The following is a 21,159-nucleotide window of genomic DNA, read 5'->3' as shown; positions in this document are numbered from 1 at the left end:
CGACCCAGAGGAGAGCCCATGATGGTTGAGCACGACCCCGAAATCCAGGTCACGAACACGGAGGAGCTGGCACGCGACCTCCTGGTGATCCCGAACAACAACGTGCCACTGGTCCCGAACGTAGGCATCATCGGCGGGACCCACTCCGTCCTCGTCGTAGAAACCGGACTGGGCCCGAGCAACGCGAAAACCGTCCTGGATTTCGCAACCGAATACGCCAAAGGCCGCCAGCTCTACCTGACCACCACACACTTCCACCCCGAACACGCCTTCGGCGCACACACCTTCGCCGAGCAGGCGACCTTCCTCATCAACCAGGCCCAGGCCGACGACCTGAAAACAAAAGGCCCCGCCTACCTGGAAATGTTCAAGGCCCTAGGCGCCCCAGTAGCCCGCCGCCTAGAGAACACGGTCGTCCCAGAACCCGACCTGACCTACGACCACACCCACGACCTGGACCTGGGCGGACGGGTCGTCCACCTACGCGCGACCGGCCGCGCCCACAGCAAGGGCGACCAGGTCATCAGGGTCCCGGACGCCGACGTCCTCTTCACCGGCGACCTGGTAGAGACGGGCCAGTTCGCCATCTTCCCCTGGTTCCCACCCCACGACACCGACGTCTCCGGCACCCGCTGGCTGACGGTCATGCAAAACCTGGCCGAAACAGCCCCACGCACGGTAGTCCCAGGCCACGGCGACATCGGCGACACCAACCTCCTCACCGACGTCCGCGACTACCTCCACACCCTCCGCGACGAAACCTGGAAACGCCGCGACTCCGCAATGAGCGAGGAAACAATAATCGAAGAAGTCTCCGCCCTACTCATCACCCAATACCCCACCTGGACAGCCCAAGAGTGGATCGAAAAGGGCATCTCCTGCCTCTGCTCCGAACACCCAACCCCGTAAACCCGCGACCTCACGAAGAAGCGGGCACCCCAGCAACCAACCGAGTCACAGGCAAGCCGAACACCGCCGTCACGGTGCGAGACCGGTCGTTGCCGAACCAGCCCCACCCGGCGGCCATGAGAGACACCGTCCGCAGGCCACGCCCGCACTCGGCGTCACCGGCGGCCTCGGACGCGACGGGTTCGCAGGGCCCGCCCTCGTCGGTCACCGCGACGGTGACCATGCTGTCCCAGCGAACGACCTCAACCGCGAACACACCGCCAGGCTGCCCGGACTTCGTATGCCGCAGCGCGTTCGCGATCAACTCGTCGACGGCGAGAAGGACGTCATCGAGGAGCGGAAAGCCGTCCAGCAGCATCGCGGCGAAGCGCCGGACCGTACGAGCCTGAACGGGTTCGCCGGGAAAGGAGCGCCGCCAACGCTGCACGTCGCCGGGACGGACATGAGCGGCATCGGGTATGACATCAGTTTCCTCACCACCTGGTGGCCGGGTCGTCATCGTGCGTGTTCATCGTTACGGCATCCAGCCACCCACATCGGAGAAACCGCATGTCAGCCCACCGATAGGCACGCCCGACAGCCGAACGTCGAATCGACCGGACACCCAAATCCCGAACACACCGAAGTAGAACCGAATCAGAGGACTCCAGCGAAACACGGCAACTCGCCGACACCGAACAGGAACCCGACACCGAGTCTGGTAAGGCCGACCACGAGCCAGAAGAACCGCAGGCCAAGCCCGAACAAGCCAAGGACACCGAGGCCCCACAGGAGCGAGAGAACCCCACACTCCCAGGGCACGAGGAACAGCCGTCCAACACCGCCGACCGCGAACCCGACCAGGAGACCGCAACCGAGCAGACTCCCCAGCCCCGGGACGAGCAACGCGGCCACGGCGACGAGGTAGCGGACGAACAGCCCCCGCCCACCGAAGACCAGCCCGACACGTCCGAGCCAGCACCGCAAACCGACGCATCAACCCCCAACCCCAACTGGCCGCCCAAGCCCGACGACGGCACCACTCGCTGGTCCACCCCCGTCTACAGCGTCGAAGACAGAACGCCCGGCACCCAGGTCGAACCCCGTGATAGGAATGCCGAGACCCAACCAGAAACACCGGCCACCAACGATGAAACGAACAAATACCGCGAACTACCCGACGTCCCCAGAGACGGAACTCCCGGACGCACCGAGCTCCGCCCACCCGAAGAAGACCCAGCCGACCGAAATCCAGATCCCGAGGAATCCAAGACGACCCGCTGGGAAAAATACGAAAGAGCCAACACGTCTGTCGAGGGCGCCAAAAAGTTCACCAGCGGACTTAAAGAACTCAAGTCAAAGACGCCGCCAACTGGCCGCGCAGAAACTGGGACCAGCGACAAATCACCTCAACCTCACGTAAATAATGCAAATTCGACCGACGCCGTGAGCGGCGCGGTCATCATCGCGACTGTGGTGATCGGATTCATCTCGAACACATTGCGAAAACATAAGCAGTCTTGACGGGAGCGAACATGAAAGTAAACGACAGCGCCGTCGCCACACTGCGCGCCATGCTCGTGGGTGATATGGACGCGTATGAACGCCTACTAGATTCATTGAAGACGGAAGAGGAGCAGGGAGGCTTCTTCACCTTGGTCACAGCCGCCTTTTTCGAAGCCGTGGACCAAAAATTCGCACCTCCAAACAACGTAGCAGAACTGCCTGATATCATAGAATTCATCGCCTATCAACGATCGGCCTACCCAACCGTAGCCGACCAGCTTGATCCGAACGTCGCCGAGCAGGTCATCATGCACGCAATCGGCAAAGGAACCATAAGCGACGACGTTGGTGGCGATGCCCTTCTCGGCACAAAGCTTCTCTTGCTAGCCGCATTGAGCAACGACGCCGACCTTGACGAAGCCCGACTCGATAATTTTCTGACGAAGGCACGCGCCGAGGCGGATGAGCACCTGCATTGACCTACTAGCCCGAAGGCTGTTCCGAAAGGATTTGCGACATTAACTTCACACTTGATGACTCCTACGTCGCATCCTTGCGTACTTTTCTGAACGAAGATCACGAAGTCTGGGTAGAGCGACATCTGAGCGAGATGAGCGACTCCAACAATGGACACTTGCAGCTATACTCTGCTGCGTTCACGAAAGCCGCACAACGCAGGTTCTCGCCCACCTACAGCGTTTCCCAACTGATCCGATACGTCGCCGATCTTCGCCGTCACCTTGGCGACAACGCAAACAAACTAAATCCCAAGGTTGCCGAGAATCTTCTTCGATATGCAGTAGGTGACGAAACCTTCAGCGAGGATCCACCGTTCGGCGTGAGTCAACAACTCCTGATACGCGAAGAAATCAGCCTGCTGATAGCTCTTTACGTCGACATGGAGCTAGACGAGGCGGAGGCGGAGGAATTCATCAAGGACTCCGTCGAACTCGCCAACCACTGGACCTCTTGCAAGAACAGCCAGCCGGAGAAGTGACCGTTTTGAGAAGTCACGAGGGACGCGTAGATGGCTAAGCGTGAGGCGTATTTTTCAGTTGATGTTGAGGCTGATGGGCCGATTCCTGGGCCGTATTCCATGTTGAGTTTCGGGATGTCGGCTTGCGGGACGTTTGACGGGGACGTGTTCGCGCCCGTCGATCCGTCCAAGGAGACGTTCTATGCGGAGCTGAAGCCGATCAGTGACGACTTCATCCCTGAGGCGCTGGCGGTCAGTGGTCTAGAACGTGACCGCCTCGTTGTCGAGGGTCGCGATCCGGCAGAGGCGATGAACGCTGCCGCAGCCTGGGTGGCCGAGGTGGCCGCGACGGCGAATGCGTCGTCCGTGCTGGTGGCGTACCCGCTCGGCTTCGACTGGATGTTCCTGTACTGGTACTGGATGCGCTTCGCCGACGACGGATCTCCGTTCGGCCACTCCCGGCACCTTGACCTCAAGAGCTTGTACGCCACCAAGGCCAACGCCATGGTGACCCGCTCGACCAAGCGACAGATGCCCGCCGACCTCCTGTCAGACCGGCCGCACACCCACAACGCCCTGGACGACGCGATCGAGCAGGCCGAACTCTTCCACAACCTCGTCCGCTGGACCGGACCACCCAAATAGGGATGACCACCCGTTTCGATCCACCACTGACCGGCCCGGACCAGGTTGGTCACCGCAGAAGAACCCGCTGGCAGGACGTCCCCCTGGTGGATCGGACAGGCGAGCTGGTGCGCCTGATGGGGGCCGTTTGCGCGGGATCAATTGTGCAGACCTATACGGTTCTGTTCGACATAGAAGTGTTACCGTTTTCGACCTGCCAATCTGCTGGTTTTACCCCGCGACCCGTCACCGGGAGGGTACACAGGGTAGCGAGACGAACACGCTCCAGCTCCCCGGGGGTCGACATGAGCAGCCCGTACATACAACGCCTACGGCTCGCAGCCGAACTCCGTGCGCTCCGCGAAGATCGCGGGCTGATGGCGGACGAACTCGCCAAGCTCATCCACTACTCACGCACGAAGATCAGCCGACTCGAGAACGCCAACGGCCGCCCGGATGTCGGCGACGTCGTCAGGATTCTCGACGCGTTGGGAATGCCCGAGGATCAGTGGTCGCGCATCGTCCGTCTCGCCACAGCGGCCTCCAAGAAGGGATGGTGGGACGCCTATGGCGAGTCCATGGGGCCGCGACAGCGGCTCTACGCAGACATCGAGTCAGGCGCCGACACGATCCGTGAGTACAACGACACCACGATCCCGGGCCTACTCCAGACACCGGATTTCAGCTCCGCCATGGCCGAGGTTAAGCGCGTGGAGGGACCGCTGAGCTTCGAACCCAGCAAGATGACGAAGGCACGGCAACGCCGACAAGAAGCTGTCCTCCGCCAAGGAGGGCCGACCTATACCGTCATCCTCGATGAGGTCGTCCTTCGGCGAGTCAACGTTCCGGTAGACGTCATGGCAGCTCAGGTCCGATACATCACCGACCTCACGACATCCTTCCCGAACCTCAACCTCCACATTCTGCCGGTCGATGCATACATCGAACGCATCCCCATCCCTCAAGCGGCGTTCTCCCTCCACACCTTCCCGGATCCCGCCGACCCTGCGATGGTCATGATCGAGACATCCAGCGATGATCTGCCGCGCACCGGCACTCGGGAAGTCACGCAGCATGTAATGAGATACCAACTTCTGAGCAAGGCTGTTCTATCCTCAGAAGACAGCTTCAAGTGCCTCACCGAGGCTGCGGAACGGCTAGCGCGTACGGCGACTGGAGCAGGTGGATGATCAAGATGTTCGCAGGTTGGCGTGTATCCAGCTACAGCGAAGCAGGGGGGAACTGTGTGGAGGTAGGTCGGTCCACATCCGCGACCGTCGGTGTCCGCGACTCCACGCTCCACGGAAAGAGCCCGATCCTAGAGTTCACCCGCACCGAATGGGCTGCGCTCCTCGCAGCCGTCCGAGCAAGCTCGTAGCATGCCACAGGTGTCCAGCCCACTCCGTGGGTCAGGTAGGTGACCTGATGAACAAACAGTGTGCTCATTGGCGCAAGTCTCGCCACAGCGAAACCGGCGGCAATTGCGTGGAGGTAGGACGGGTCGCGGCCACCACCATCGGTGTTCGCGATTCAACGCTCCACACCAATAGCACGGTTCTTGAATTCACTCGAACGGAATGGGCCGCGTTTCTCAGAACCATCCGGTCGCGTTCATAATGCGACATTGAGCGGCATCTCTCAGACCATCCGTAAAACCCTCGCGGGAGATAGCCGCTGTAGACATGTAGGCGGCCTGCGGCGGCTCCACATTCAAGTATCGGCGGATCAGGACGCCGTCTTCTTGCGGACGTCGCGCTTGGGCGTTTCGGGACGCCAGTTCTTGAGGTCGTCGTCCGAAATCCCGTGCTCACGCTGCTTGGACTCCAGGTACGTGGTGTACGCATCGGCGGGCTCTGCCCGAAGGCCGGGCACCCTCTCCATGCCACTGCCGCACCTACGGCACCTCGGGCCGCTGCGTTAACCAGTCCGCGGGCGGAGAGTGCCGGCTATCTCACTGGTTGGCGGGTTCGGCTGGTGTTAGCTGGGTCGGGCCGCTGGGATTAGCTGCGGGACAGGTTCGTGGTCAGGGCGGTGCGGGTCGGGGCTAGGTGGAGCGCTTTCGGGCCGGTCCCTTGTCGGGCGTGCGGGTGCGGCGGGTGGAAGTCTTTGCTGGGCTGAGGAAGATGCTTTTGCCGTGAGGGCGTTAGCGCAGGGTGGACGCTAGTTGTTCGGCGGCGTGGCGGAGGTGGTGTTCGGGGTGGTCCATCGCGTTTTGTTCTGAGCCTGCTAGGTCGGAGAGGCTGATCATTGTTGTGTCGCGGCGCTCTACCGTCACGGTTCCGGCGATTACTGCGGTGGGGACGTTGTGTTCTCTCGCTAGGCGGACGATGTGGCCTGTGACCTTGCCGGTGTAGGACTGGGCGTCGTGGCGGCCTTCGCCTGTGACGACTAGGGATGCGCCGGGGATGCGGTTTGGTAGGCCGCTCAGGTCGGAGAGGTATTGGGCGCCGGAGGTCATTTCCGCGTTCCAGGCGTTTGAGAGGGCGTAGCCGATTCCGCCTGCTGCGCCTGCGCCGGGAGCGTCCGGGGTGCCGCCCAGTACGTTCGCCCAGTGGCGTAGGGCTTTGTCGAGGGTCCGTACCAGGTTGGGGTCGGCGCCCTTTTGCGGGGCGAAGACGGTGGCGGCGCCGCGTGGGCCGTAGAGGGGGGCTTCGACGTCGCACAGGACCAGGACGCCGTCTGGTGGGGGTGCCAGGAGGGTCGTGGTGTCGGCGGTGGTCACGGTTGTTAGGCCTGCGCCGCCGGGTGGAGCGTCGCGGCCTTGGCGGTCTGTTATGCGGAGGCCTAGGGCGCGTAGGCAGCCGGCGCCGCCGTCGGTGGAGGCCGAGCCTCCTATGCCGACGACGATCCGGCGTGCGGACGCCAGGCAGGCGGCGCGGAGGACGGTGCCGAGCGGGGCGCTGTCGGCTCCGGCCGGGTCGTTGGTACCGACGAGGGGTAGCCCGCAGCATTCCGCGAGTTCCACCACCGCTGTGTTGTCGTCGAGCATGAGCCATCTTGCTGTGTGCGGGCCGGATGGCAGCGTCACCGTGGTGGTGTGGATTGACGCTTCTGGGAGCACGGCCAGGACCGTGTCTAGTGTCCCCTCGCCGCCGTCGGCCTGGGGTAGGCGTTCGAGGATCACGTCGGGCAGAACGCGGCCGAAGCCGTCGGCCATTGCCTCGGCGGCGCGCGCGGCCGAGAGCGTCGACTTGAACGAGTCGGGCGCCAGTACCACCCGCGGCGTCACGGTCGGGTGTCTCCCTCCGCGAGCAGCGGGGCGACGGCCCGCCGTATGGTGTCGCTCGGATCGGGCAGGCCCGTCCACCGGCACCACGCGGCGGCGGCCTGCGCGACCAGCATCCCATCGACGTTGGACGCCCGCATCCCGCGCGCGCGAGCGCGCCGCACGAGTCCGGTCTCCGCCGAGATGTAGACGACGTCGAACACGGCGGCGGACGGGGCGAGGAGGTCCACGTCGACAACCGGGCCCGGGGACAGGATGCCGACCGAGGTGGCGTTGACGAACAGATCTAAAAGCCCGTCCACCGGTCGCGGCGCGCCTCGGTGACCTGCTCGGCGAGCCCGGCCTCGTCGACCTCGCGCAACTCGTACCGGATGTCGACGCCCGCGGCCTCGAAGGCGGCGTTGTGCATGACCGGCGAGTGTCGGCGGCGCAGGGGGTTGCCGAAGAGGGCGACTGTGCGCATGGTCTTCTCCTGTCGCGTGGTCATCGGCCGGTGAAGCGGTCCGGGCGCTTGGCGAGGAAGGCCGCCGCGCCCTCCAGGACGTCGTCGGTCGCGAACACGGTCTCCCGGCTCGCCGAGCAGGATCAGTTCCTTGGCGCGGGCGAGGCCGATCAAGCGCGTCCGACAGCAGGAACACGACGCAGTCGGCGACCTCCTCGGGCTCGCCGAACCGGCCGAGCGGCAGTTCGGCCATGCGCTTGCGGCCGACCTCGCCCTCCATGACCGTCCGGCCCATGTCGGTGTTGGTGACGCCGGGCGCGACGCTGTTGGCGTGGATGCCGCGCTGCCCGAACTCGCGGGAGATCGACTTGGCGAGCGCGACCAGCCCGGCCTTGCGGAGGGCGGTCAGGTCGTGCCCTTGCGGGAGCTGGTCGCGAGGAGCCAGGCCAGGTAGGCGCCGCCCAGGACGCCGGTGACGACGCCGACCGGCATCACCACCGGGAGGTGGAGGGAGATGAGGTCGGCGGTGGCCAGGAGGGCGGCGCCGGTCAGGGCGGCGGGCAGCAGCTGCGCGCCGGGACGCCGGGTCAGACGCCGGGCGAGCTGGGGGGCGGCGAGCGCGACGAACGGGACGGGCCCGCACGCCGCCGTCACCGCCGCGACCAGACCGACCCCGGCGACGACGACCAGCGCGCGGGTCCGCTGGACGGGCACGCCGAGCGCCTGCGCGGCCTCGTCACCGAGTTCGCCCATGCCGAGCGGGCGGGCGAGGAGCAGCGCCAGCGGGACGAGCACGGCGAGGGCGATCCCGAGCGGGACGGCCTGGTCCCAGTCCCGGCCGTTCAGGCTGCCGGTCAGCCAGAACGCGGCCTCGTACGCCTCGCGCAGTTCGGCGCGGGTGATGAGGTAGGAGTTCAGCGCCTCCAGCATCGCGGCGGCGGCGACGCCGATCAGCACGAGGCGGACGCCGTGCACGCCGCCGCCGCGCCGGTACGCGACCAGGTAGACCGCGAGGGCGGTCAGCACCGCGCCCGCGACGGAGCTGACGGTGATCGCGACCGCACCGCCGCCGAACACCAGGATCTGGAGCAGCGCGCCCGTCGCCGACCCGGTGGTGAAGCCGATCAGGTCGGGGCTGCCGAGCGGGTTGCGGGAGACGCTCTGGAAGATCGCGCCGCTGAGGCCGAGCGCCAGCCCGGCGAGCAGGCCGGTGACGGCGCGCGGGAGCCGCAGCGTCGTGACGATGAACTCGGTGGCCGCGTCGCCCTGCCCGACGAGGGCGCGCAGCACGTCCGTCGGGGAGATCGGGTACTCGCCGGAGCCGACGACGAGGACGGCGGCCCCGGCGGCGAGGAGCGCCAGCACCCCGCACACCGCCGCCGACCGCGGTTCCCAGCGCAGCGACAGCGCGCCCGCGCGGACCACTCTCACAGGTCGCGCATCCTTCCCCGGCGGACCATCACCGCGAACAGTGGCGCGCCAAGGAACGCCGTGACGATGCCCGTCTCCAGCTCACCGGGCGCGATGACGCGGCCGATGATGTCGGCTCCCAGCAGCAGGACGGGCGCGAGCAGAAGCGAGTACGGCAGGACGAGCCGCTGGTCGGGCCCGACGAGCATCCGGACGATGAACGGCACCGCCAGCCCGAGGAACGCGATCGGCCCCACCGCCGCCGTCGCGGACCCGCACAGCAGCACGACCGCGAGCGCCCCGAGGGCCCGCGTCCGGCCGGGACGTGAACCGAGCGCGCGGCCCGCGTCCTCGCCCATGCCGAGGGCGTTCAGCGGACGGGCGAGCAGCAGCGCCAGGATCGTTCCCGCCAACACAAAGGGCAAAATGCGGACGAAGACCGACATCTCCCGCCCGCCGAGGCCGCCGACCTGCCAGAACCGGAAGCCGTTGAAGCTGCTCGGGCTGAGCAGCATCAGCCCGGCCGTGAGCGCGGAGAAGACGGCGTTGACCGCGGCCCCGGCGAGCACCAGCCGCGCGGGCGACGCGCCGCCCCGGCCCCGTCCGCCGATCATGTAGACGAGCATCGCCGCGCCCGCCGCGCCCACGAACGCGGCCCACACGTAGACGAGCGGCTCGTCGGTCCTGAACGCGCCGATCACGATGACGACGGCGAGGGCCGCGCCGCCGTTCACGCCGAGCAGGCCCGGTTCGGCGAGCGGGTTGCGGGTGAGCGCCTGCATCACGGCCCCGGCGACGCCGAGCGCCATCCCGACGGCGATGCCGAGGAGGGTGCGCGGCAGCCGCAGCTCGTGGACGATCAGTTCAGGCCGCGACCCGTCGTCCGGGGAGAACACCCCGGGCAGGACCCGTCCGAGCGGGACGTCCCCGGCCCCGATCGCGAGGCTCGCCACCACGGTGAGCGCGAGGACGGCGGTCAGCAGCACCAGCCACCCGAGGTGCGCCCCGCGCCGACCGCCCACCTTCACCGGGGTTCGCGGCGGACGCCTGCGCACGGGGGACAGCACGAGATAAGGCTAGCCTAAGCTAACTCTTCGGGTAAGTGCGGCCCTCGGCTACCGAGCGCCCCCGCACCGTCCAACCCTCTCACCCGCACCCTGTCGGATTTATTCGTAAATGTGGGCCTTAAATAAAGCGCCCGATGGCCGTAGTCGGCCATTCGATCTTCGAGAGAAGAGCGAACGGCCCCGCGAAATACCGGGCGATGCGAGGATTGCCGGATCTCTTTTTCGCCCTCCTCCCTGTGATCATCTAGGAGACCCCGGTGGAACGTCCCCTGGGCAGCAAATACATCCTTGAAGAAGTTCTCGGCCGCGGCGCCACGGGTGAGGTCTGGCGCGGACGCACCCACGAAGGGGAGAAGCTCGCCTTTAAGGTCCTGCACGACACGCTCGCCCGCGACCGCGAGACGGTGAACCGGTTCCTCCAGGAAGGGTCGATCCTCACCGACGTCGTCCACCCGCACCTGGTCCGGGTCCACGACCTCGTCGTCGAGGGCGACACGCTGGCGATCGTGATGGACCTGGTGACCGGCTCCGACCTGCGCAAACCGCTGGCCGAGCACGGCGCGATGCGGCCCGGCGACGCGTGTTCCATCGCGGCCGAGACCGCCGCCGCCCTCGCCGCGATCCACGAGGCGGGCGTCGTGCACCGCGACGTGAAACCCGAGAACGTCCTGCTGGACGGCCATCGGAGCCCGCCCGCCGTCCGGCTGACCGACTTCGGCATCGCCCGCATCGCCGAGCAGACCGGCAGCAAGTCCACCATGCTGGTCGGCACCGCGCCCTATATCGCGCCCGAGGTCGCCGATGGGCGGCCGCCGACGCCCGCCGGTGACCTTTACGCGCTCGGCATCATGCTTTACGAGATGTGCTGCGGTGTCACTCCGTTCGCCGACAAATCCACGCTGGTCATACTGAAACGGCACGGCGGCAGCATGCCGGGGCGTCCGCCGGGCGTCCCCGACCCGCTGTGGGAGCTGGTCGAGGCGCTCCTCGCCAAGGACCCCGACGCCAGGCCCGGTCCGGCGGGACGGGTGGCGATCCTGCTGGAGGCGCTGGCCCGCGACCTGCACCAGCTGCCCGCCGCGCCGACCCTCGCCGAACCGCCGGAACCGGTTCCCGTCGCGCACGACGCCGCGACCGAGATGTCCCTGCGCAACCCGCACCGCGCCACGGGCGACCAGCCCGGCGACACCGGACGGCGGCGCGGCCGGGGACGGCGGCGCGCGCTCATGGTCGCCGCCGGATGCCTCGTCGTGGCCTGCGCGATGGCGGGCGGCGCCTACGTCGCGACACGGTCCGACGATCCGAAACGGGCCGCCTCCCCCGGGCCGACCTCGGCGCCGTCGACCGGGGAGTTCTCGCCGCCGCCCAGCCCGGGGCAGACCACGGCGCGGCCCTCCTACGGCCCGAACCAGGTGCCCGCCCTCGTCGGCCTGCCCGAGCAGGAGGCGCGGGCGTTGCTGCCCCCGACGGTCGGCGTGCAGATCCGCCGGGAGCAGGCGCCGCCCGGCTCGCCCGACGGGGTCGTCCTCGCCCAGGACCCCAGCCCGGGCTCCGACCTGCCGTCCACGATCGCGCTGACGATCTCGTCCAAGCAGGCGATCCAGTACCTCGCCGACATCGAGCCGAGTTCGGGCGACGACGTCATCACCGGAACCAACGCGACGAACTACCGGCTGTCGGGACACGCCCAGCTGCACGCGGTCGGGGTCGAGGGATCGCCGTGCAGTCGCGAGGCGGGCGGCGCCGAGTACGACCTCGGGCAGCACTACACGCTGCTCCAGGGCCTCGCGGGCGTCGACGACAACTCGGCGGCGGCCAAGACGCAGGTGACCGTCGAGTTCTACGGCGACGCCCGCAAGCTGAAGGCGATCACCGTGACGCTCGGAAAGGCCAAGGACCTCGACGTGGACGTGCGCGGCGTCCTGCGGCTCAGCATCCGCTGGACGTTCAGCGGCGGCGACGCCTCGAAGTGCGCGGGCGGCACCCTCGTGCTCGGCGACGCCCAGCTCGTCGCCGCCGCCGGGTACACGCCGCCGCCCACCGGGGACCCGACCGCCCCGGTCCCGGGCGGGTGAGCGAGCCGGGCACCGGCCCGGGGCGGCTCACCGTGACCGCCGCCGGGACGACCCGCGCGTTCCGTCCCGGCGACAGGGTGCTGGTCGGCCGCGGCGCCGAATGCGACATCGTGCTCGCCGACGCCCGTGTCTCCCGCCGCCACCTGGAGCTGGCGTTCGACGACGGCTGGGTGCTCCGCGACCTGGACACCGCGAACGGCACCTGGCACGAGGAGACCGCGCTCAGCGCGCGGCCGGTCGGCGCGGGGCTCGCCGTCCGCGTCGGCGACCCGCTGGACGGGCCCGTGGTCGAGCTCGTCGCGGTGACCGCCCTCCCCGGGAGCACCGGCGGCCTGGCGACGACGGGCCCCGGCGCGTTGCCCGAACCGGTGGCGCTGGGCCGTCACCTGACGATCGGACGCGGGCGGGGCAACGCCGTCGTGCTGGACGATCCGCTCGTCTCCCGCAAGCACGCGCGGATCGTCCTCGGGGCGCGCGGGCACGTCGTGCAGGACCTCGGCAGCGCCAACCTCACGTTCGTCAACGGCGACTGCGCGACCCGCGCGGCGTTGCGCGACGGCGACGTGCTGACCTGCGGGCGGACCCGGCTCGTCCGGATCGCCGACCGGCTGCACTTCCTGCCCGGCACCGCCGACACCGGGCTGGAGGCCGACGGCCTCACCGTGTTCCCGGCCGCGCCCGGGGGACGGCTCGCGCCGACGCTGACCCTGCGGCTGGCCGGTGGCTCGCTGCTGGCGGTCGTCGGCCCGTCCGGCTGCGGCAAGTCGACGCTGCTGCGGCTGCTGGCCGGGCGGCTGCGGCCGTCGGCGGGCCGCGTCCGCTACGAGAGCCAGGACGTGCACGCCAACGCCGAGGTCCGCACCAGGATCGCGCTCGTGCCGCACGAACCCGTGTGCCCGGCGCGGCTGACGGTCGGACGGGCGCTGTCCTACACCGCGGAACTGCGCCGCCCCCGCGACATCGGCGCCGCCCAGCGAACCGAGGCGGTGCGGAGCGTCCTCGCCCAGACCGGCCTCACGGACGCGGCGGGCCTGCGGGTGGCGGCCCTGGACGAGGACCGGCGCCGCCGCCTCGGCATCGCCGCCGAACTGATCACCGATCCGTCGCTGCTGCTGGTGGACGAGCCGCTGGCGGGCCTCGACCCGGGGCGCGCCCGCGAGATGATGCGGCTGCTGCGCCATCTCGCCGACGCCGGACGCCAGGTGGTGGTCACCACCCGGGAGCCCGCCGAACTCGACCTGTGCGACTCGGTCCTGGTGCTGGCGCCCGGCGCGGCCGAGTCCTATCTCGGGCCGCCCTCCGGGCTGCGGCGCCGGTTCGTGTCCACGTCCTGGGCCGACGTGTTCGACGACCTCGCCACGGTCGCCGCCGCCCGATCCGGCCTGGCAGGCGCGAGAACGGGCGGCGGGGCGGATACCCATGCGGGCGGTCGTCCGGAGTCGCCGACCGCGCCCGCCGCGCCGGTGGTCCGCGACCCGGCCGTCCGGCGCCGGGTGCTGCGCGACGCCGGGGTGCTCGCGCGGCGCCGCCTCCGGCTGATGGTCACCGACCCGACCGAGGCGGCGCTGCTGGTCCTGGTCGCGCCGCTGCTGGTGCTGCTCGCCGTCGCGGTCGCCGACCCGTCCGGGCTGGCCGTGCCCGGCGACGGTGCCCGCCGCGTCCTGGTCGTGCTGGTGCTCGGCGTCGCGGCCGCGGCGGCGCTGCCCGCGGCCCGGGACCTGGCGCGGGAACGTCCGCTGTACGGGCACGAACGGGACGCCGGGCTGCTGCCCGAGGCGTACCTGCTCGCCAAGGTCGCGGTCTTCGGCGGCGCGGCGGCCGCGCAGGCCGTGCTCGCGGTGCTGGTGCTGCGCGCCCTGCGGCCCGGACCGGCGGACGCCGTCCTGCTCGGCGCGGCGACCCTGGAGATCGTCGTGGGGCTGGCCGTGACCGCCGTGGTGTGCGCGCTGCTCGGTCTCGTCGTCGCCGCGCGCGCCCCGGGCGTCGAATGGGCACTGCCGGGCGTCACGCTGGTGACGGCGGTGCAGATGGCGTTGTGCGGCGGGCTGATCCCGTTGGGCTCCGCGCCGCTGCCCGCCGGGGCGGCGGTGCTGCTGCCCGCCCGGTGGGGCCTCGCCGCGCTCGCGGTGACCGTCGACCTCGGACGCGGCACAGCCGCACCGGACCCGCTGTGGCGGCACTCGGCCTTCATCTGGACGCTCTGCCTGCTCGCCCTCGCCGCGCAGGGCGGCCTCGCGGCGTTCCTCACCCTGCGCAGGCTCCGGCGGTGACCCGCCCCGCCCGGCGCCGGGGGGCTGGCGCCGGGCGGGGGTACGTCACTCCTCCTCGGCGCCCCGGCCGACGTGCAGGACGACGCCCGCCCGGGGGACGGCGCTCAGCGCGGCCACGACCCAGTAGCCGTGGCCGAACGGGACGGCGGTGTCGGCGGCGCCGATCGCCATGGCGACGGCCGCGGCGATGAGGCCGAGCCGGGTGGCGAGGTCGACCGCCACGACCGCGGCGGCGGTCCGCACCCAGCGGAAGCGTACTGTCCGGAACATCGTTCCTCCTGCTCGTTCGCGCCTCGTGGACGCTTCCCAGCATCGGGAAAAGCGATGGTCGCGGCTGCTCCCCGATCGGGGAGTTGCGCCCCGGCTCCGGGCGCTGCTCCAGCCCTACTCCAGCCGCTACTCCAGGCACTGCGCCCATTGGTTCGCCTGGACCTGTTTCCAGTAGTCGTTCTCGAAGAGGTCCAGGTGGCGGCGGCCGAGAATGTCGTGGCGGATGATCGTGGAGGCGATGACGGTGTTCCCGACCGGCCCCTCAGCGGGGAGCAGGGCGCGCGCCTCCAGCTTCTTGCGCAGCGCCTTCAGGTGATCGCGCACCTTGCGCCGGAGCCGCTCGCGCAGCTGCGGGTCGGCGCGCACCCGGCGGGCGAGGTAGTCCTCCCCCACCGACTCCAGCACCAGCGGGCCGATCTCGGGTTCGGACGGCAGCGGGTCGACCCAGGCGCTGTCGCGCAGCCACGGCACACACAGTTGCAGCGCCACCATGAACTCGCGGGACTCGGGGTTCATCGTGATCCCGGCCACCGTGCTCGTCTTCCCGCCGGTCCCGGCGGGCGGGACGGCGGTGACGTCGGGCATCGCCCCCGGCAGCCGGAGGTGGACCGCGCGGCGCTCCCGCAGCATGAGCGCCGACCCGACGAGCGCGCTGCCCGCCGTCAGCAGGCACGCCTCGGCCGGGTCCTGCGGCATCCTGGCGCGTAACGTCACCGGCTCGCGCAGCGCCGGGGCGGCGGCGCCGGGGGCGTAGTCGCCGCTCTGGACCACGAGCGCGTACTTGCGGCTGAGGTTGACGACGCGGACGCCGTCCACGGCAACGATGATCTCCCCCACCCGCCGGGAGATCCACCGGTCGTCGGGGCCGAGCGGCAGGTCCACGTCCGGGCCGCGCCCGAAGACCAGACGGTCACCCGGGCCAAGGCGGCGCGGCGGGCCGAGCGGGCCGCTCACGACCACGGCGTCGTCGTCCGCGCCGTCGTCGGCGCCGTCCAGGTCAACGTCCACGTCGTCGAAGGCATCGTCCACGGTGGCACCCCACGGCTCGTCCGGTCCTGTGGGCACCAGCATCCCGCTTCCGGGCCCGTCCGGGACGCCGAACGCCGGACGTGGCAGGGCCTCGGCGTTGATCTCCACCGTGGTCGAGGTTGCAGCCTTGGTCCATGGACATCGGAATCGGACTGCCCGGTCACGCCCCCTGGACCGACGGCAGGGCCCTGGTCGAATGGGCGCGACGGGCCGAACGGCGCGGCTTCAGCACGCTCAGCGTCAGCGACCGGCTCGTCTGGACGACCCCGGAACCCCTCATCACCCTGGCCGCGGCGGCGGGCGCCACCACCCGGATCGGCCTGCTCACCAGCGTGCTGCTGGCCCCGCTGCGGGCCGACCACGCGCTGTTCGCCACGGCCGTCACCACGCTCGACCAGGTGGCCGGTCCCGGACGTCTCCGGCTCGGGCTCGCGCCCGGGGTGCGCGAGGACGACTTCACCGCGGGCGGCGTCGACTACGCCTCGCGTGGCCGGGACTTCGACCTGCTGCTCGACCGGCTCGCCTCGGTGGTGGGCGACGGCTCCGTGGACGGCCACACGCCGGTCGGCCCGCGTCCGTCCACCCCGGGCGGGCCGCCGCTGCTGTTCGGCGGCCACTCCCCCGCCGCGATCCGCCGCGTCGTGACCCGCGGCGCCGGATGGATCGCCGGTGACGCGACGGTGGAGGGCGTCCAGGGCTTCATGCAGGGCCTGCGGAAGGCGTGGGCGGACGCGGGCAGGCCGGGCTCGCCACGGCTGGTCGCGTCCGTGATGTTCGCGCTCGGCCCAGACGCGCCGAAGGCCCTCGCCAACGCCATCGGCCCCTACTACGCCTTCGCCGGGGAGGAGTACGCCGAGTACGGCGTCTCCCAGGCGTACCGGTCCGCCGACCGGATCAGGGCGGCGGTCCGGGAGTTCGCCGAGATCGGCGTCGACGAGCTGATCTTCACCGGCAACGACCCGAACCCTGACCAGGTCGATCTGCTCGCCGACACCGTGGGACTGTGAACGCGTCCAGTGAACGCGGCGCAGGGACCGGCAGACCGCCGGTCCCTGCGTCATTCCATCGTCACGGGCCCTCGGGGTCGACGATGTCACGGTCCACCCAGAAGGGGTCGAGGAGGGAGCGCAGCTCCTCCGCCCCGACGCTGTCCAGCAGGTCCAGCGCCGCGATGTTGTCCTTGAGCTGCTGCATGCTCGTGGAACCGAACAGCACGGTGCTGGTGGACGGGTGCGTGAGCGTGAACGCGATGCACAGCTGGGCGGGCGTCGTGTCCAGCTCGGCGGCCAGGGCGGCGATGCCCTGGGCGGCCTCCTGGATGCGCGGGCGGATGTCGCCCGGGTCGCGGCCGATCTGCCGGGTCTCGCCCGACTTGCCGGCCAGGATGCCGCCCTCCAGGACGTCCGACGCCTGGAGGGACACGCCCTCGGCGAAGACGGCCGCGAACGGCTCCCCGTCGGGGATGGACCGGCGGCACGGGCTGTACTTGAGCTGCGCGAGCTGCGGGCCAGGGGACCCAGCGGCCAGCGCGTGCTCGCGGATCGTCCGGATGGCGGTCGCCGACCAGTTGTTCACGCCCCAGCAGCCGAGCAGGCCCTCCCGCTCCAGCGCGGCGAGGTCCTCGGCGAGGGCCTTGAGGTCCAGGTCGTCGCTGCGGATGTCGCCGAGGACGGCCACGTCCGCGTGGTCGACGCCCGCGCGGAACAGCGCGTTGGTCAGCTGGTCGCGCATCGAGTGCTGGGGGTAGCCCTCCAGCCACAGCTTGGCGGACAGGAGGTACTCGTCGCGGGCGATCCCGGCGGCGCGCACGATCGCGGAGAACAGCACGTCGGTGAACACCGGCGGGTGGATGCCGGGGATCCCGTAGACGGCGACGTCGAACATGTTGACGCCGGAGTCGACGGCGTGCCGGACCATCTTGACGGCGTCGCCGAAGTCCATCCGGTCGTAGGTGTGCCAGGAGCCGAGCGCCAGGACGGAGACGTCGGGACCGGCGGAGCCGAGACGGCGGTGGGGGACTTGCTGCGAAGACACGAGGGGGCGTTTCCTTACTGGTTGGGGTTGATGACGGCCTTGACCTGCTCCAGCCTCGACATGGACGACAGGGCGCCGGACGCGCCGTCGAGACCGCTCGGGGTGCCGAACAGGTCGTCCCAGGGGAAGCGGTCCCGGGTCCCGCTGAGGAACTCGATGCTGCGGTACAGGTCGCCGACGTCGCCGTTCAGCGAGCCGAGCACGTTCAGCTCCTTGCCCATGATCGCGCCGAGCACGATCTCGTCGGGCTGGAAGCCGGTGCTGCCGACGATGACGAACTTCCCGCCGAACGCGGCCATGCCGATGGCCTCGGCGCCGACGCCGCGGGCGCCCGCGAGGTCGAGGACGAGTTCGGCGCCGCGCCCGTTGGTGGCCTCCATGACCGCCGCGATCCGGGAGTCGGCGTCGCCGTCCAGGTCGACGGTCACGTCGGCGCCGAAGCCACGGGCCAGCTCCAGCCGGGAGTCGGGGGCGCCGATCGTGATGACCTTGCCCGCGCCGGACAGGCTCGCCACGGCCGTCGCGACGATGCCGAGCGCGCCCGCGCCCTGCACCACGACGGTGGAGCCGGGACGCACTCCCCCGGCCCGGTCGTAGGCGTGCAGGACGGTCTTGACCGCGCACCCCGCCGACGCCGCCCAGGTGTCCTTGACGTCGTCGGGCAGGACGAGCTTCAGCGCGCCGGGCGTCACGTAGTTGTGCCCGGCGAGGCCGCCCGTCGCGTACGGGGGGCGGTCGGCGCGCAGCAGGAACCCGTAGCCGCGCTGCGAGCACGCCACCGGGTTGCGCAGGATCGCGCAGCCGTAGCAGTGCCCGCACACGGACTCCGACCAGCCGATGCGGTCGCCGACCTTGACGTCGCGGCCGAGCGCGTCGCGCGTCCCCGCGCCGACGCTGATGACGGTGCCCATCGTCTCGTGGCCGAGGACGATCGGCAGCATCTCCGGGAACGCCATGGCGCCGGACCACAGGTGCACGTCCGTGGCGCAGAGCGTGGCGCAGTCGACCTTGACGACGGCCGCGCCCGGCTCGACCTCGGCGGGAAGGGGGAGCTCCTCGATGCTCAGGTCCGCGCCGTGCTCGCGCAGCACGGCAGCCCTGGTGGTGGTCGGGTGACCCATCTTTCCTCTTTCCTCGTCCGGGGGGACGACCCCCCAAGGCCCCCCGAAAGGGCTTTCTTCGCTTGTTACCTGCTGTGGGCGGTGTCCCAGACCTCGCGGCGGCTGCGCCACCACAGGAGCACCAGGATCACCAGGAAGGGCACGACGCCCTGGTACTTCTGGATGGAGTCGACGGACGACGACATGCCCTCCAGGCAGCCCACGATGATGCCGCCCGCGAGGGTCAGCGGCAGGCTGCGGAACGCGCCGACCATCGCCACGGCCAGCGCGGTGCTGATCAGACCCGACAGGGCGCTGAAGTCACCGCCGAGCCGGGGCGCGACCAGCACGATCACCAGCATGGTGATGGCGCCGACGCCCGCCCAGACGCCGACGGCGAGCCGCGGCGCGGGGATGCCGACGACCTCGGCGGTGCCGGGCCGCTCCGACAGCGCCTGGAGCTTCAGCCCGAGCCGGGTGCGCGTGAGCAGCAGCCCGACGCCCAGGGTGATGAGCACCGCGAACGCCAGCGACACCAGCACCGACTGGGGGACGACGACGCTGTCGAGCGTGAAGACCGGCTTGTTGAACGGGTTCGGGAACTGGTGCGCGCCGGTGGAGTTGCCGCCGAAGAGGCGGACTCCGAGGGCGGTCAGCGCCACGAACAGCGCGACCGTGACGGCCGCCTTGGTGCCCTCGCGGTGCCCCGCGAACCAGCGGACGAGCGCCGCGCCGAAGACCGCGGACAGGGCCGCGGACGCGACCAGTCCGATGAGCAGGGCGAGCCAGACGTTCCATCCCCGGTCGGTGAGCGACACCATCACGAAGGCGCCCATGGCGCCGACGGCCGTCATCGCGAAGTTGACCACCGCGACGAGGCGGTAGGTCAGCACGACGCACAGGCCGAGCAGGGCGTAACCGCCGCCGCTGGTCAGCCCGGCGATCACAGAGTTCAGCATCGGATACCTCCGGGTGGGGCCGGGCGCGCGGCGCGCCGCGCGCCCGGCTACAGGGCGGCTACTTCTTGGGGGTGGGGACGGTGAAGCCGCCGGGGAGGACCTTCCAGCCGCCGTTCGTCGCCTTCACGAACTGGCTGCCCTTGATCGGGTTGTGCTCCTTGTCGGGCCCGAACACGTACGGGGTCCCGACCATCGGGTAGTTGATCGGCTGCATCGTCTTGAACGCCTTGGTCACCGACTCGCGGGTGATGTCGCCCTTGATGGTCTTGAGGACCTGGACGAAGATGTCCGCGGACATGACGGCGCCCTGGCTGAACGCGGTCTTCTGGATGCCGTTCTTGTCGGCGATCTTCGACCAGCGGTCGTTGCCGGGCAGCGACGGGTCGGTGTAGGGCTGCCACTCGGTGCCCGCGTAGACGTTCATGTCCGCCGGGATCACCTTGGCGTTGGCGTCGGTGTAGCTGTTGGCCGCCAGGATGAAGTCGATGTTCTGCATCTTCTGCACCTTGGCCTGCTGGAACCACGGGCCGACCGTCGCGTTGTAGGCCACGGCCTGGCAGCCGGCGTTCTTGAGCTGCACCAGGTAGCGGGTCGGGTCACCCTGGCCGACGGCGACGTTCTTGAGCGTCAGCGACTTGCCGGTGAGGTCCGACCAGTCCTTGATGGCCTTGTCGATGCCGCCGCCGCTGCCGGGCAGGATGGTGTAGGCGAGGCAGACCTTGTCGCGCTTGAGCGTCTCGGAGGCGTAGTACAGCATCGCCGTGGTCAGCGTGAACGGGCCGGGGTTGACCGGCGCGATGTTCGGGCTGGTGAAGCAGGACGGGTCGACGCCGACCGCCGGGACCGAGACGACCTTCTCCTTGCTGTAGGTGGCGCGGTTCACCGCGCAGTCCACCGCGCTGGAGGAGCCGGCGAGCGCCACCACGTTCTCGGACTTGATCAGCTCGCGGGCGGCCTGGCCGGACCGCGCCGGGTCCATGGCGTCGTCCTTGCTGATCAGTTCGAGCTTGCGGCCGTTGATGCCGCCGGCCGCGTTGACCTCGTCGAAGACCGCCTTGACGGCCTTCGGGACCTCGGGCGTCTGGAACAGCCCGGTGACACCGTTGATCGCTCCGACCTTGATCGGGCCCTTGCTGTCGTCGGACGACGAACAGCCTGCGCCCGCCAGGGACAGGCCGATCGCGGCCGCGGCGGCGATCGAGATTGTGCGCGCGTATGAGCGTTTCATTGCTGGACCTTGTTTCGCGGGGAGGGATGGATTTGTTGACGAGTTCCTTGCCGGG

24 protein-coding genes and 1 pseudogene are annotated in these 21,159 nt (G+C 69.7%); 10 read left to right on the top strand and 15 right to left on the bottom strand.

All coding sequences use genetic code 11. From position 1 onward, the window contains the following. Positions 1 to 18 precede the first annotated feature (18 nt). Positions 19 to 909, top strand: a complete 891-nt coding sequence (locus ABD808_RS03965; RefSeq protein WP_344889825.1) for an MBL fold metallo-hydrolase — start codon at positions 19 to 21, stop codon at positions 907 to 909. A gap of 10 nt (positions 910 to 919) precedes the next feature. On the opposite strand, the gene ABD808_RS03960 is transcribed toward ABD808_RS03965, so the two are convergent. Together ABD808_RS03960 and ABD808_RS03955 are read right to left on the bottom strand one after the other, a co-directional pair. Then, complete coding sequence (locus ABD808_RS03960; RefSeq protein WP_344889820.1) at positions 920 to 1,408, bottom strand: ATP-binding protein; 489 nt, start codon at positions 1,406 to 1,408, stop codon at positions 920 to 922. 137 nt (positions 1,409 to 1,545) lie between these two features. Continuing rightward, a complete protein-coding gene (locus ABD808_RS03955) occupies positions 1,546 to 1,875 on the bottom strand; it encodes a hypothetical protein (RefSeq protein ID WP_344889816.1) in 330 nt (109 codons plus the stop codon). A gap of 548 nt (positions 1,876 to 2,423) precedes the next feature. Here ABD808_RS03955 and ABD808_RS03950 point away from each other — a divergent pair. From ABD808_RS03950 to ABD808_RS03925, 6 genes are all read left to right on the top strand, one after another. Next, on the top strand, positions 2,424 to 2,873 hold the full coding sequence (locus ABD808_RS03950) for a hypothetical protein (protein WP_344889813.1): 450 nt from the start codon (positions 2,424 to 2,426) through the stop codon (positions 2,871 to 2,873). A gap of 131 nt (positions 2,874 to 3,004) precedes the next feature. Then, the gene (locus ABD808_RS03945; RefSeq protein WP_344889809.1) at positions 3,005 to 3,391 is read left to right on the top strand and encodes a hypothetical protein; all 387 of its coding nucleotides are present in this window, start codon (positions 3,005 to 3,007) and stop codon (positions 3,389 to 3,391) included. 30 nt (positions 3,392 to 3,421) lie between these two features. Next, positions 3,422 to 4,015 (top strand): 3'-5' exonuclease family protein, encoded by a 594-nt coding sequence (locus ABD808_RS03940; RefSeq protein ID WP_344889805.1) that lies wholly within the window; start codon positions 3,422 to 3,424, stop codon positions 4,013 to 4,015. A gap of 284 nt (positions 4,016 to 4,299) precedes the next feature. Further along, entirely contained in the window at positions 4,300 to 5,184 is an 885-nt protein-coding gene (locus tag ABD808_RS03935; RefSeq protein ID WP_344889801.1) for a helix-turn-helix domain-containing protein, read from the top strand. Further along, entirely contained in the window at positions 5,181 to 5,372 is a 192-nt protein-coding gene (locus ABD808_RS03930) for a DUF397 domain-containing protein (RefSeq protein ID WP_344889797.1), read from the top strand. The genes ABD808_RS03935 and ABD808_RS03930 overlap by 4 nt, the downstream gene beginning before the upstream one ends. Beyond that, positions 5,333 to 5,611, top strand: coding sequence for a DUF397 domain-containing protein (locus ABD808_RS03925; protein WP_344889794.1), 279 nt, complete (start codon positions 5,333 to 5,335; stop codon positions 5,609 to 5,611). Before ABD808_RS03930 ends, ABD808_RS03925 begins: the two co-directional genes overlap by 40 nt. A 108-nt stretch (positions 5,612 to 5,719) precedes the next feature. On the opposite strand, the gene ABD808_RS03920 is transcribed toward ABD808_RS03925, so the two are convergent. The 7 genes and pseudogenes from ABD808_RS03920 to ABD808_RS03890 all read right to left on the bottom strand — a co-directional run bounded on the left by ABD808_RS03920 (position 5,720) and on the right by ABD808_RS03890 (position 10,139). Then, the gene (locus tag ABD808_RS03920; RefSeq protein WP_344889790.1) at positions 5,720 to 5,875 is read right to left on the bottom strand and encodes a hypothetical protein; all 156 of its coding nucleotides are present in this window, start codon (positions 5,873 to 5,875) and stop codon (positions 5,720 to 5,722) included. Between the two features lie 262 nt (positions 5,876 to 6,137). Continuing rightward, a complete protein-coding gene (locus ABD808_RS03915) occupies positions 6,138 to 7,223 on the bottom strand; it encodes a glycerate kinase family protein (RefSeq protein ID WP_344889786.1) in 1,086 nt (361 codons plus the stop codon). After that, positions 7,220 to 7,522 carry a hypothetical protein gene (locus tag ABD808_RS03910; RefSeq protein ID WP_344889781.1) on the bottom strand — a complete coding sequence of 101 codons (303 nt, stop codon included), beginning with the start codon at positions 7,520 to 7,522 and terminating at the stop codon, positions 7,220 to 7,222. The genes ABD808_RS03915 and ABD808_RS03910 overlap by 4 nt, the downstream gene beginning before the upstream one ends. Then, complete coding sequence (locus ABD808_RS03905) at positions 7,507 to 7,683, bottom strand: hypothetical protein (RefSeq protein WP_344889778.1); 177 nt, start codon at positions 7,681 to 7,683, stop codon at positions 7,507 to 7,509. The genes ABD808_RS03910 and ABD808_RS03905 overlap by 16 nt, the downstream gene beginning before the upstream one ends. A 214-nt stretch (positions 7,684 to 7,897) precedes the next feature. Then, positions 7,898 to 8,026: pseudogene (locus tag ABD808_RS38435) on the bottom strand (oxidoreductase); the annotation flags it as partial. Positions 8,027 to 8,067: 41 nt separating this feature from the next. After that, entirely contained in the window at positions 8,068 to 9,093 is a 1,026-nt protein-coding gene (locus ABD808_RS03895; protein ID WP_344889769.1) for a FecCD family ABC transporter permease, read from the bottom strand. After that, positions 9,090 to 10,139: a FecCD family ABC transporter permease gene (locus tag ABD808_RS03890; protein WP_344889765.1), complete on the bottom strand. Its 1,050-nt coding sequence runs from the start codon at positions 10,137 to 10,139 to the stop codon at positions 9,090 to 9,092. The genes ABD808_RS03895 and ABD808_RS03890 overlap by 4 nt, the downstream gene beginning before the upstream one ends. A gap of 257 nt (positions 10,140 to 10,396) precedes the next feature. Here ABD808_RS03890 and ABD808_RS03885 point away from each other — a divergent pair, with 257 nt between their 5' ends. Both ABD808_RS03885 and ABD808_RS03880 read left to right on the top strand, forming a co-directional pair. Continuing rightward, on the top strand, positions 10,397 to 12,214 hold the full coding sequence (locus ABD808_RS03885) for a protein kinase domain-containing protein (protein ID WP_344889760.1): 1,818 nt from the start codon (positions 10,397 to 10,399) through the stop codon (positions 12,212 to 12,214). Continuing rightward, the gene (locus ABD808_RS03880) at positions 12,211 to 14,484 is read left to right on the top strand and encodes an FHA domain-containing protein (RefSeq protein ID WP_344889757.1); all 2,274 of its coding nucleotides are present in this window, start codon (positions 12,211 to 12,213) and stop codon (positions 14,482 to 14,484) included. Before ABD808_RS03885 ends, ABD808_RS03880 begins: the two co-directional genes overlap by 4 nt. 45 nt (positions 14,485 to 14,529) lie before the next feature. Here ABD808_RS03880 and ABD808_RS03875 read toward each other — a convergent pair whose 3' ends face one another. Next, on the bottom strand, positions 14,530 to 14,754 hold the full coding sequence (locus ABD808_RS03875) for a hypothetical protein (RefSeq protein ID WP_344889754.1): 225 nt from the start codon (positions 14,752 to 14,754) through the stop codon (positions 14,530 to 14,532). Between the two features lie 126 nt (positions 14,755 to 14,880). Beyond that, positions 14,881 to 15,891, bottom strand: a complete 1,011-nt coding sequence (locus ABD808_RS03870; protein WP_344889751.1) for an FHA domain-containing protein — start codon at positions 15,889 to 15,891, stop codon at positions 14,881 to 14,883. 26 nt (positions 15,892 to 15,917) lie between these two features. On the opposite strand from ABD808_RS03870, the gene ABD808_RS03865 reads away from it, so the two are divergent. Next, positions 15,918 to 16,790 carry an LLM class flavin-dependent oxidoreductase gene (locus tag ABD808_RS03865; RefSeq protein WP_344889747.1) on the top strand — a complete coding sequence of 291 codons (873 nt, stop codon included), beginning with the start codon at positions 15,918 to 15,920 and terminating at the stop codon, positions 16,788 to 16,790. 61 nt (positions 16,791 to 16,851) lie between these two features. Here ABD808_RS03865 and ABD808_RS03860 read toward each other — a convergent pair whose 3' ends face one another. The 4 genes from ABD808_RS03860 to ABD808_RS03845 form a co-directional block, all read right to left on the bottom strand. Next, entirely contained in the window at positions 16,852 to 17,817 is a 966-nt protein-coding gene (locus ABD808_RS03860; RefSeq protein ID WP_344889742.1) for an aldo/keto reductase, read from the bottom strand. Between the two features lie 14 nt (positions 17,818 to 17,831). Continuing rightward, positions 17,832 to 18,938, bottom strand: a complete 1,107-nt coding sequence (locus ABD808_RS03855) for a zinc-binding dehydrogenase (protein ID WP_344889738.1) — start codon at positions 18,936 to 18,938, stop codon at positions 17,832 to 17,834. A 65-nt stretch (positions 18,939 to 19,003) separates the two neighbouring features. Continuing rightward, the gene (locus ABD808_RS03850) at positions 19,004 to 19,876 is read right to left on the bottom strand and encodes a branched-chain amino acid ABC transporter permease (RefSeq protein WP_344889734.1); all 873 of its coding nucleotides are present in this window, start codon (positions 19,874 to 19,876) and stop codon (positions 19,004 to 19,006) included. A gap of 58 nt (positions 19,877 to 19,934) precedes the next feature. Then, positions 19,935 to 21,104, bottom strand: a complete 1,170-nt coding sequence (locus ABD808_RS03845) for an ABC transporter substrate-binding protein (RefSeq protein WP_344889730.1) — start codon at positions 21,102 to 21,104, stop codon at positions 19,935 to 19,937. Positions 21,105 to 21,159 lie beyond the last annotated feature (55 nt).

This window comes from Actinomadura meridiana, from assembly GCF_039537545.1.
GTDB classification, from domain to species: domain Bacteria; phylum Actinomycetota; class Actinomycetes; order Streptosporangiales; family Streptosporangiaceae; genus Spirillospora; species Spirillospora meridiana.
This window is presented reverse-complemented; position numbering and strand designations above follow the sequence as displayed.

Excerpts from the sequence above, each read along its gene's own strand:
- ABD808_RS03935 (WP_344889801.1), top strand. The coding sequence starts at position 4,300 with ATGAGCAGCCCGTACATACAACGCCTACGGCTCGCAGCCGAACTCCGT.
- ABD808_RS03920 (WP_344889790.1), bottom strand. The coding sequence starts at position 5,875 with ATGGAGAGGGTGCCCGGCCTTCGGGCAGAGCCCGCCGATGCGTACACC.
- ABD808_RS03850 (WP_344889734.1), bottom strand. The coding sequence starts at position 19,876 with ATGCTGAACTCTGTGATCGCCGGGCTGACCAGCGGCGGCGGTTACGCC.
- ABD808_RS03925 (WP_344889794.1), top strand. The coding sequence starts at position 5,333 with ATGGGCTGCGCTCCTCGCAGCCGTCCGAGCAAGCTCGTAGCATGCCAC.
- ABD808_RS03945 (WP_344889809.1), top strand. The coding sequence starts at position 3,005 with ATGAGCGACTCCAACAATGGACACTTGCAGCTATACTCTGCTGCGTTC.
- ABD808_RS03875 (WP_344889754.1), bottom strand. The coding sequence starts at position 14,754 with ATGTTCCGGACAGTACGCTTCCGCTGGGTGCGGACCGCCGCCGCGGTC.
- ABD808_RS03940 (WP_344889805.1), top strand. The coding sequence starts at position 3,422 with ATGGCTAAGCGTGAGGCGTATTTTTCAGTTGATGTTGAGGCTGATGGG.
- ABD808_RS03930 (WP_344889797.1), top strand. The coding sequence starts at position 5,181 with ATGATCAAGATGTTCGCAGGTTGGCGTGTATCCAGCTACAGCGAAGCA.
- ABD808_RS03960 (WP_344889820.1), bottom strand. The coding sequence starts at position 1,408 with ATGACGACCCGGCCACCAGGTGGTGAGGAAACTGATGTCATACCCGAT.
- ABD808_RS03845 (WP_344889730.1), bottom strand. The coding sequence starts at position 21,104 with ATGAAACGCTCATACGCGCGCACAATCTCGATCGCCGCCGCGGCCGCG.
- ABD808_RS03865 (WP_344889747.1), top strand. The coding sequence starts at position 15,918 with ATGGACATCGGAATCGGACTGCCCGGTCACGCCCCCTGGACCGACGGC.
- ABD808_RS03855 (WP_344889738.1), bottom strand. The coding sequence starts at position 18,938 with ATGGGTCACCCGACCACCACCAGGGCTGCCGTGCTGCGCGAGCACGGC.
- ABD808_RS03905 (WP_344889778.1), bottom strand. The coding sequence starts at position 7,683 with ATGCGCACAGTCGCCCTCTTCGGCAACCCCCTGCGCCGCCGACACTCG.
- ABD808_RS03965 (WP_344889825.1), top strand. The coding sequence starts at position 19 with ATGATGGTTGAGCACGACCCCGAAATCCAGGTCACGAACACGGAGGAG.
- ABD808_RS03950 (WP_344889813.1), top strand. The coding sequence starts at position 2,424 with ATGAAAGTAAACGACAGCGCCGTCGCCACACTGCGCGCCATGCTCGTG.